General features: G+C 62.9%; 8 protein-coding genes. 1 reads left to right on the forward strand and 7 read right to left on the reverse strand.

What is annotated here, in order from left to right; genetic code table 11:
- Window positions 1–195 precede the first annotated feature (195 nt).
- From V6F88_RS25175 to V6F88_RS25185, 3 genes are all read right to left on the reverse strand, one after another.
- Complete coding sequence (locus tag V6F88_RS25175) at window positions 196–915, reverse strand: VOC family protein (protein ID WP_332613002.1); 720 nt, start codon at window positions 913–915, stop codon at window positions 196–198.
- Between the two features lie 15 nt (window positions 916–930).
- The gene (gene secA, locus V6F88_RS25180; RefSeq protein ID WP_332613003.1) at window positions 931–3,666 is read right to left on the reverse strand and encodes a preprotein translocase subunit SecA; all 2,736 of its coding nucleotides are present in this window, start codon (window positions 3,664–3,666) and stop codon (window positions 931–933) included.
- A gap of 174 nt (window positions 3,667–3,840) precedes the next feature.
- Window positions 3,841–4,827: a M23 family metallopeptidase gene (locus V6F88_RS25185; protein ID WP_332613050.1), complete on the reverse strand. Its 987-nt coding sequence runs from the start codon at window positions 4,825–4,827 to the stop codon at window positions 3,841–3,843.
- Between the two features lie 127 nt (window positions 4,828–4,954).
- On the opposite strand from V6F88_RS25185, the gene V6F88_RS25190 reads away from it, so the two are divergent.
- A complete protein-coding gene (locus tag V6F88_RS25190) occupies window positions 4,955–5,362 on the forward strand; it encodes a DciA family protein (protein ID WP_006217476.1) in 408 nt (135 codons plus the stop codon).
- A 203-nt stretch (window positions 5,363–5,565) separates the two neighbouring features.
- Here V6F88_RS25190 and lpxC read toward each other — a convergent pair whose 3' ends face one another.
- The 4 genes from lpxC to V6F88_RS25210 all read right to left on the reverse strand — a co-directional run bounded on the left by lpxC (window position 5,566) and on the right by V6F88_RS25210 (window position 10,165).
- Entirely contained in the window at window positions 5,566–6,489 is a 924-nt protein-coding gene (gene lpxC, locus V6F88_RS25195; RefSeq protein WP_046804311.1) for a UDP-3-O-acyl-N-acetylglucosamine deacetylase, read from the reverse strand.
- A gap of 241 nt (window positions 6,490–6,730) precedes the next feature.
- Window positions 6,731–7,915: a cell division protein FtsZ gene (gene ftsZ, locus V6F88_RS25200; protein WP_046804312.1), complete on the reverse strand. Its 1,185-nt coding sequence runs from the start codon at window positions 7,913–7,915 to the stop codon at window positions 6,731–6,733.
- 194 nt (window positions 7,916–8,109) lie between these two features.
- Window positions 8,110–9,336, reverse strand: a complete 1,227-nt coding sequence (gene ftsA / locus V6F88_RS25205; protein ID WP_006217473.1) for a cell division protein FtsA — start codon at window positions 9,334–9,336, stop codon at window positions 8,110–8,112.
- Between the two features lie 4 nt (window positions 9,337–9,340).
- Complete coding sequence (locus V6F88_RS25210; RefSeq protein ID WP_046804314.1) at window positions 9,341–10,165, reverse strand: cell division protein FtsQ/DivIB; 825 nt, start codon at window positions 10,163–10,165, stop codon at window positions 9,341–9,343.
- Window positions 10,166–10,169: the final 4 nt, after the last annotated feature.

Consider the following 10,169-nt stretch of genomic DNA (forward strand, 5'->3'; position numbering starts at 1 on the left):
TGCGATGCGATGAAGTGCATACTAAAGTGCATACACTTTGCGTTGCAAGCAGGGTTTGCCCGCAAGCGAAGGGTCGGGGCGGCGCGGCGTAAAAAAGGGACGCAACGCGACACGGCTGCGCAAAAAATGCAGCCTGGGATCACAAGTGTGGAAGTAAGAACCGGGCGAGGCGCGACCGACACGCCCGTTGGGAAGCTACAGGCCGGTATCCAGCGTGTAGTGGGCGCCGTCGCGGTTTTCCAGCGTCAGCGTGGACAACACGGGTGTTACCGCTGCGGCGTCTTGCTGAACGTGAATACGCAGATTGGCCAGCGGCACGTCCCAGCCGCCCGAAGCGGCTTCGGCGGACACGTCCGCCACCAGCGCCAGGCGCTCGGCCACCGCTTGCGCGTGCGCCGCGCGCGCGTCGATGCGAATCAGGCTGCGCGCGCCATTCGGGTGCGCCATCAATGCCGGCGACCACACGCATTCCGGCGTCAGGTGTCGGCAGAAATACATACGGATGCCGGGCAGGGGCTGCTCGGCAAAACGCACGGTATGGAATTTGGCCTGCACTTCCTGACCATCCAGCATCGCCGGGCGGGTCAGTTCTTGGACGGGGTTCACGGCGAAGCCGGCGGCCTTCAGCCGTTCGTACGTGGCATCGGCGTCATAGGTGCGAAACACCAGCGCTTCCAGCCCGAACGGCGAATCCGCGATTTCCTTGCGGGTGGGCGGCGCCCCAGGCGGCCATCCCAGCAATTCCACATACGTGCCTTCCAGCACGATCAGCCGATTGCAGGAACCCAGGTTATGCACCGACTTGTCGCTCAGGTGAAAACCCTGGCGCTCGAAGTGCGGCGCCAGCGCATCCAGCCGGTCGCGCACCATCACGACGGCGTGGTCGAATTCGGTGCGGCCGACAGAATGCAGCATGGCGTTATCCCCTGATCAGACCAGTTTGCCGTGGCACTGCTTGTACTTCTTGCCGCTACCGCACGGGCACGGGTCGTTGCGGCCAACCTTGGGCAGCGCGTTGCGCACGGGCTGGGCGCTGTCGTCCGATTCCGTTTGGGCCAGTGCCTCGTCGTAGTCGGAGTGGTGGTATTGCACGTTTTGCACGTGCGATTGCGCCGCTTCCGCTTCCGCTTGCTCGACCTGCTCGGACGATTGCACGCGCACCGTCATCAAGACGCGCACGACGTCATCGCGAATGCGATCCAGCATGCCCGAGAACAATTCGAAGGCTTCGCGCTTGTATTCCTGCTTGGGGTTCTTCTGTGCGTAACCGCGCAGATGGATGCCCTGACGCAGGTAATCCAGCGACGACAAGTGTTCGCGCCAGTGCGTGTCGATCGATTGCAGCATGATCGAACGTTCAAATTGCGACCACGATTCAACGCCCACCTGATCGACCTTGGCCTGGTACGCATCGCGCGCCGCGGCCACCACGCGTTCGCGCAGGTCTTCGTCGGTCAGGTTGGATTCCTTCTCCAGCATTTCCGTCAGCGGCAGGTGCAGGTGCCAGTCACCTTCCAGCGCCTTTTGCAGGCCGGGCACGTCCCACTGGTCTTCGACCGATTCCGGCGGCACGTACGTGTTGAACAGTTCAACCACGGCGGCATCGCGCAGGTTGTTCACCGTGGCGCTGACGCTGGCGGCTTCCAGCACGTCGTTACGCTGCGCATACAGCACCTTGCGCTGGTCGTTGGCCACGTCGTCGTATTCCAGCAATTGCTTGCGGATGTCGAAGTTGCGGCCTTCCACCTTGCGCTGCGCGGTTTCGATCGACCGCGTCACCATGCCCGCCTCGATGGGCTCGCCCTCGGGCAGCTTCAGGCGTTCCATGATGGCGCGCACGCGGTCACCCGCGAAGATGCGCATCAGCGAGTCTTCCAGCGACAGGTAGAAACGGGACGAGCCCGGGTCACCCTGGCGGCCGGCGCGGCCGCGCAGCTGGTTGTCGATACGGCGCGATTCGTGGCGTTCGGTGCCGATGATGCGCAGGCCGCCGGCGGCCTTGACCTGCTCGTTCAGCGGCTTCCATTCGGCACGGATCTTCTCGATGCGCGCATTCTTTTCGGCTTCCGACAGCGATTCGTCGGCGCGGATCAGGTCAACCTGCTTGTCCACACTGCCGCCCAGCACGATGTCGGTACCCCGACCGGCCATGTTGGTGGCGATGGTGATGTGACCCGGCTTGCCGGCTTCGGCAACGATCTCGGCCTCGCGGGCGTGCTGCTTGGCGTTCAGCACTTCGTGCGGCAGCTTGGCCTTTTTCAGCAGGCCCGACAGCAGCTCGGAGTTTTCGATGCTGGTCGTGCCCACCAGCACGGGCTGGCCGCGCTCGTGGCAGTCGCGGATGTCTTCGAGGATCGCGTTGTACTTTTCCGGATCGGTCTTGAAGACCTGATCGTTCTGGTCCTTGCGGATCATGGGCTTGTTGGTCGGGATGATGACCGTTTCAAGCCCGTAGATTTCCTGGAATTCGTACGCTTCCGTATCGGCCGTACCGGTCATGCCGGACAGCTTTTCGTACATGCGGAAGTAGTTCTGGAACGTGATGGATGCCAGCGTCTGGTTCTCGTGCTGGATCTTCACGCCTTCCTTGGCTTCGACGGCCTGGTGCAGCCCATCGGACCAACGGCGGCCCACCATCAGGCGGCCCGTGAATTCGTCGACGATCACCACTTCGCCGTCCTGCACCACGTATTGCTGGTCGCGGAAGAACAGGTTGTTGGCGCGCAGGGCCACCATCAGGTGGTGCATCAGGGCGATGTGGCGCGGGTCGTACAGCGATTCGCCTTCCGGCAGGATGCCCAAACGGGCCAAAATGGCCTCGGCATTCTCGTGACCGGCTTCCGACAGGTAAACCTGCTGGCTTTTTTCATCGACCCAGTAATCGCCTTCGGGTTCCGGCTCTTGCGGCTTGGGCTCGCTGGCCATGCGCTTGAGCAGCGGCGGCACCGCGTTCATGCGGATGTAGAGCTCGGTGTGATCTTCGGCCTGGCCCGAAATGATCAGCGGCGTACGGGCTTCGTCGATCAGGATCGAGTCCACTTCGTCGACGATGGCGTAGAACAGCACGCGCTGGCGGCGGTCCTCAACACGGTATTCCATGTTGTCGCGCAGGTAGTCGAAACCGAATTCGTTATTGGTGCCGTAAGTGATGTCGGCGGCGTAAGCGGCCTTTTTCTCTTCGTTAGGCTGCTGCGGCACCACCACGCCCGTGGTCATGCCCAGGAAGTGGTACAGGCGCCCCATCCATTCCGCGTCGCGGCGGGCCAGATAGTCGTTCACCGTCACCACGTGCACGCCCTTGCCGGCGCATGCATTCAGGTAAACGGGCAACGTCGCCATCAGCGTTTTGCCTTCCCCCGTGCGCATTTCGGCGATCTTGCCGCTATGCAGCGCGATGCCGCCCAGCAACTGAGAGTCGAAATGGCGCATCCCGAACACGCGCTTGCCGGCTTCGCGCACGACGGCGAAAGCCTCGGGCAGCAGGTCGTCAAGCGACGTACCTTGGGCGTATCGGGATCGGAATTCGTCAGTTTTGGCCGCCAGCTCCGCATCGGAAAGCGCGGAAATCTTGGGCTCGAGCCCATTGATCTGGGTTACCAGCTTGCGATACTGCTTAAGCAGCCGGTCGTTGCGGCTACCTATGAGTTTTTTGAGCAGAGAAACCATGCGTATGTCGGCCGCACGAGCCACGCCGCGCCTGCAAAGGGCAAGGGCAGCGCCTCCCGTGACTTTGATTTATTGGTTGAGCGGGGTCCGCTGGGAAACGAACCAGTTTAACGCACCTGGCGCGTAATAGCCTGGCCCTATGGCCAGAGTGCTGAAGATGACCGGTTTGACCGGTCAGCGCGCCGCAGGTTCAGTCGCCGCGGCTTGGGCCACGGCGGGCGGCGCGTTCTGCTGCGATCCCAGGAACAAACGGGGGTCCAGCGGCTGTCCGGCAAGGCGGACCTCGAAGTGCAGATGCGGCCCGGTCGACCGTCCGGAACTGCCCACGCGAGCCACTTGCTGGCCGCGTTCAACCAACTGCCCCTGCTTGACCATCAGCGACGACGCATGCGCGTAGCGGGTGATCAGGCCATCGCCATGGTCGATTTCGACCATATTGCCAAAGCCGGGCTGGAACTTGGCTTCCAGCACCACGCCGCCGGAAGCGGCCAGGATCGGGGTTCCGGAAGGCGCCGCGAAGTCCAGGCCTTCGTGCATGGCGGTGCGACCCGTCACCGGATTGCGGCGCCAGCCGTAGGAAGAAGTCAGATAGGGGTAGTCGGTGATGGGCATCGCCGTGGGCATGCGGGCCTGGTCGGCCGACCGCCTGGTCAGCGCCGCGTCCAGCAGCTTCAGGTTGTCGGACTGCTGCGCCAGCCGCGCCTGAATTTCGTCCAGCTGGCGGCCCAGGGCTTCGGCGGATGCCGCGCTGGGCGGTGGGTGATCGGTGAACAGGTCATCCATGACCTGGGTCGCTTCCGGCTGGGTCAGCGCTTCGGGCTGCGCCACGGCCAACTGCTTGGCCAGTTCGGGATCGGTGTACGCCACGCCCGCCACCTTGGCCACGCGCTGGCCCAAGCCGTCGATACTGACCAGCTTGGCTTGCAGGGCGCCCACCTTGGCGGCCAGCAAATTCATGTTTCCACGCAGGAAATCGGTATCGCGGCCCGGCTGTTGCGCCAGGGGCCAGCCCACGGCGTGTACCGCGGGCAGGATGGGAGTAAGGTAGCGCTGTAGCGCGGCGCCGAAGATGGCGGCTGTCATCAGCGCGGCCCCAAGCAGCAACGCCAGCCGCGCGCCACCCAGGGTGAAATGCCCGTCCCGCCCGTCGCGGGCGTGCATAATCACGATTTTCAAGATTGCTTCCTAATTCTCTAGAGCCGGGATGAATAGACCCACTTCATACCGTCAACGTTCCAGTTCCAGCCGGCGGAAAGAAAATACCGCTCTGGGATGGCTGGGTCATGACATGCGGGGCGCCGGAGTGTTGGCGACTGCCCGCAAGCACTTGCAAATTCAGTATGCGGTGGCGGCAGTTCTGCCCGCCCCGCTAGGTGCCGTCTGCCAGGTGGGCAAACTGGAAAACCAGTGCCTGCATCTGGTGGTGCCCAGTGCCGCGCACGCAGCCAAGATGCGTCAGTTGGCGCCGCGCGTGGCGCGTGCCCTGGCCGATCAAGGCTGGAACCTTAACGAAATTGCCGTCAAGGTACAAGCGGGGTTACCGAAGCCCGGCGCCCGTCAGCCACGCCCTCCCAAAGAGGCGCAGCCCCTGGGCAATACCGCCTTGGGTGCGTTCGAAACGCTGCACGAAAAACTACGCCCCGGCCCGTTGGCCGACGCGGTTGCCAAGCTCTTGAGGCACCACAAGAGTAGCTGAAGCTATCCGGCTTTGTCCGGCGCGCACCGCGCTCGGAAACGAAGCGAAACCAAGTTCTTGTCGGACTACGACGATGGTTTGGAGCCGGATGGCGGCTGTTGCATCAGGGGATGGTGACCGGCCCCGTCCATTAGTGGGACAAGGCGGTAAGCGGACGGAATCGGGGCATCGCGCCCCGCCCGCATCCCATCAGGAACCCGGCGTTACGCCAGCTTCCATTCGTGGCGGAAGGCTTGCGGCGCTTCAGCCTGCGATTCATAGGTGATCAGTTCCCACGCGTCTTGCTGAGCAAGCAGCGCGCGGGCCAACTGATTGTTCAGGCCGTGGCCCGACTTGCACGCCACGTAGCGCGCCACCAGGGGCTTGCCCAACAGATACAGGTCGCCGATGGCGTCCAGGATCTTGTGCTTCACGAATTCATCGTCATAGCGCAACCCGTCGCTGTTCAGCACCCGGTATTCGTCCATGACGATGGCGTTGTCCAGGCTGCCGCCACGGGCCAGGCCCATCGAGCGCAGCGCTTCCACTTCATTGACGAACCCGAACGTGCGCGCGCGCGCAATTTCGCGCACGTACGAATGCGTGGCGAAATCGATCTCGGCAAAATTGGCGGTGGAATCAATGGCGGGGTGGCGGAAATCGATCGAGAAGGCCAGCGCGTAGCCTTCATGCGGTTCCAGCCGGGCCCATTTTTCGTTGCGGCCTTCGCCTTCGCGCACTTCCACCGTCTTTTTGACGCGGATGAACTGCTTGGGCGCGTTCTGCTCGACGATGCCCGCCGAGCGCAACAGATAAACAAAGGTTGCCGCACTGCCGTCCATGATGGGAACTTCTTCGGCAGTGAGGTCAATATGCAGGTTGTCGATACCCAGGCCGGCCAATGCCGACATCAGGTGCTCTACCGTGGATACGCGGACGTTGCCCTGTTGCAGGACGGACGCCATGCGCGTGTCACCGACACCGGTGGCCTGAGCAGGCAGGTCCACGACTTCGGGCAAATCAACACGGTGGAAAACAATGCCCGTATTGGGCTGTGCCGGACGCAGGGTGAGCTCTACCCGCCGTCCGGAGTGGACGCCGACGCCTGTCGTGCGGACTAGATTCTGAATGCTGCGCTGTCGGAACATGATGCTTGGGTATTAGAGCCAGGAAGCCGGCACGAAGAGTACAGATTGCCGGCGTAACTGACGTATTGTAACGCTGTCCGATCCTTGGCGCCATCAAGCAACCCAGATCGACCGATACTTCCGTCCCTTTATAGAACCGTGCAAGGGAAACACGGACCGCTCCGCCTCCGGCTCGCCCGCGGGGACAAGCGAGCCGGAGATGAGGGAGTTGCGATTCAGAGCCTGTCGTCGGCTCTTTCGTTCAATCCGCCTGCTTGCGCAGGAATGCCGGGATGTCGAAATGATCCATGCCCGAGCTTTCCAACGCACGCACCTGGGCCGACGCCTGGCTGCGCGGGTTGCGCATGACAGACGGCATATCCAGATTGCGGTAATCGCCACCTTGACCAGCCGGCATCGTGCCCATGGGCATGTTGTCGGTACCGGTACGCAGCACTTCAGCCGTGCTTTGCACCAGTTGCGGACGCGCTTGCGCACGGCCAAGGCCGGTTGCAACCACGGTCACGCGCAGGTTTTCACCCATGGATTCGTCGTAGGCCGTGCCGAAGATCACGGTCGCGTCGTCCGAAGCATAGCTGCGGATCGTTTCCATGATTTCGCGCGTTTCGCGCATCTTCAGCGAGCGGCTGGCGGTGATGTTGACCAGCACGCCGCGCGCACCATTCAAGTCCACGCCTTCCAACAACGGGCAAGCAATGGCGTGCTCGGCGGCGACACGTGCGCGGTCCGCGCCCGATGCCGATGCCGTGCCCATCATGGCCTGGCCCTGCTCGCCCATGATCGTCTTGACGTCTTCGAAGTCGACGTTGACGTTACCTTCGACGTTGATGATTTCGGCGATGCCCGCGCAAGCGTTGTGCAGGATATCGTCGGCCGAACGGAAGCAGTCTTCCTGCGTCGCGTCCTCGTCCATCAGTTCATAGAGGTTCTCGTTGAGCACCACGATGAGCGAATGCACGTGCTTGGCCAGTTCGGCAATGCCGTCCTCGGCCATCTTCAGGCGCTTGTTGCCTTCAAACGTAAAAGGCTTGGTGACCACGCCAACGGTCAGGATGCCCAGTTCCTTTGCCACTTCGGCCACGACCGGACCCGCGCCGGTGCCGGTGCCACCGCCCATGCCGGCGGTGATGAAGACCATGTGAGCGCCGTTCAGCGCAGCACGGATCTCCTCGCGCGCGGTTTCAGCCGACGCACGTCCCTGCTCGGGCTTGGCGCCCGCGCCCAGGCCGGTACGGCCCAAGCGAATCTGCACCGGGGCATTGGTTGCCGCCAGCGCTTGCGCATCGGTGTTGGCGCAGATGAAATCCACGCCGTGCACGCCGCTGCGAATCATGTGCGCGACGGCATTGCCACCCGCACCGCCCACACCAACGACCTTGATTACGGTCCCTTTGGTGTTGTTCTCAAGCATCTCAAAGTTCATCATGATGACTCCCTCACAAGTCCGATTTTGCAAATCACAAAAATTCCCCAACAACCTATATTTTGTGAATCGCCTCAAAGCCGATGCCGACTGCTATGGTCCGCGACGGGTTTGAGACGCCTCCCCTTTCTGGTCCGCCCCGCGATACTGCCGCGACGCATTCCAAGGAGCAGGCCCCAACCTGCCCCTTCCTCTCTTTAATTCATGAACCATTCCTTCATGCGCGCCAGCAGGCTTTTGAAATTGCCTGTCTGAGCGGCGACCTTGCGACCTCGCACACGCTGCATCCGTGCTTCCTGCAACAAACCCATGACCGTCGAGAAGCGCGGATTGCGCATCACGTCGGCCAAGCTTCCTTCGTATTCGGGTACCGCCACACGCACCGGCTTGAGGAACACGTCCTCGGCCAGTTCGATCATGCCGGGCAACTGCGCCGAACCGCCGGTCAGGACAACGCCCGATGCCAGCAGATCTTCGTAGCCTGAATCGCGCACCACCTGCTGCACCAGCGTGAAAAGTTCTTCGACGCGCGGCTCGATCACGGCGCCCAATGCCTGGCGCTTGACCTGGCGCGGGCCGCGATCGCCCAGGCCGGGCACTTCGACGGATTCGTCCGGGCTGGCCAGCACCTGCTTGGCGACGCCGTAGCGCAGCTTGATCTCTTCGGCGTCCGGCGTCGGCGTGCGCAGCATGGCCGCGATGTCGTTGGTGATCTGGTCGCCGGCAATCGGCAACACCGCGGTGTGGCGAATGGCGCCGCCGGTAAAGATGGCGACATCGGTGGTGCCACCGCCGATGTCCACCAGCACGACGCCCAGTTCTTTTTCGTCGGCCGTCAGCACGGCCAGGCTGGAGGCCAGCGGTTGCAGAATCAGGTCCTGCACTTCCAGGCCGCAGCGGCGCACGCACTTGACGATGTTCTGCGCGGCGCTGACCGCGCCGGTCACGATATGCACGCGCACTTCCAGGCGCAGGCCGCTCATGCCGATGGGCTCGCGGATGTCTTCCTGGCCATCAACGATGAACTCTTGCGTCAGCACGTGCAGCACTTGCTGGTCGGTCGGGATGTTCACCGCCTTGGCGGTCTCGATGACGCGGGCAACGTCGGTGGCGGTGACTTCTTTGTCCTTCACAGCGACCATGCCGCTGGAATTGAAGCTGCGGATATGGCTGCCGGCAATGCCGGTGTAGACGTCGCGAATCTTGCAATCTGCCATCAGCTCGGCTTCTTCAAGCGCGCGCTGAATGGAATTCACAGTGGTCTCGATATTGACGACCACGCCCTTGCGCATGCCGCGCGATTCATGCTGGCCAAGGCCGAGCACTTCGAATCGCCCTTCGGGCAAAATTTCAGCCACCACAGCCACCACCTTGCTGGTGCCGATATCGAGGGCGACGATAAGGTCCTTGATGTCACGGGTCATGGCGTTAGCGTTTCTTGGGAGGTTTCGGTGTGGATTTGGATTTGGTTTCCGACGCGGGCAACGGAGCCAGCGCCAGGGCGAAACCATTCGGATAGCGCAGGTCGGCCTGCGTGATGGTGCGCCCTTCCAGGCGCCCTGACACGACGGGCCACGCCTGCACAAAGCGTTGAATACGAGCCGCGAACGGCAAGGCGCCGGGCAGGCCATGCGGGTCCGGCGCGTCGGCGCCCGGGTCGCGGCCCAGGTCCAGCAGCATGCCGTTGGACAGCACCACCCGCCAGGCATAGCGCGGGCTCAGCTCCAACTGTTTGACATGCATGTCCAGCGGCGCGAACCACCGCGCCAATTCGGCGTAGCGCTGTACCACCAGCGATTCCGTGCCCTCGGGGCCCGAGAACTGCGGCAGTACGGTTTCGTCGTCCACCTCGCCCGTATTGGCCGTGAACGCTTCGCCCCAGGTGTTGATCATCTGGTTTTCGTTCCACAGCGCCAAGGGCTGCTGTTCCTCGATTCGCACGCGCAGCACGTTGGGCCAGATGCGACGCACGGTGGCATGGCGTACCCACGGCACCGATTCGAAGATCTCGCGCGCGTCGTCCAGGTCCACCGTGAAGAAGTTGCCCTTGAAGCGGCCCGCGATCGCCGAGCGCACCGCTTGCGGCGACACGTAGTGCAATTCGGTGTCCGGCATCGATTCCAGCTCGATGGCCGTCAGCGTGAAGAACGGGCGTTGCGCTACCCAGACCACGCCCGCGATCAGCATGGCGCAAACCGCCAGCACGGCTAGCGTGTTGGCGATCAGGTTGGTAGTGCGAGCGTCGTTCCACACGGAT

Origin of the sequence: Achromobacter sp. ESBL13 (genome assembly GCF_036668755.1) — a bacterium.
Taxonomy (GTDB): Bacteria; Pseudomonadota; Gammaproteobacteria; order Burkholderiales; family Burkholderiaceae_B; genus Achromobacter.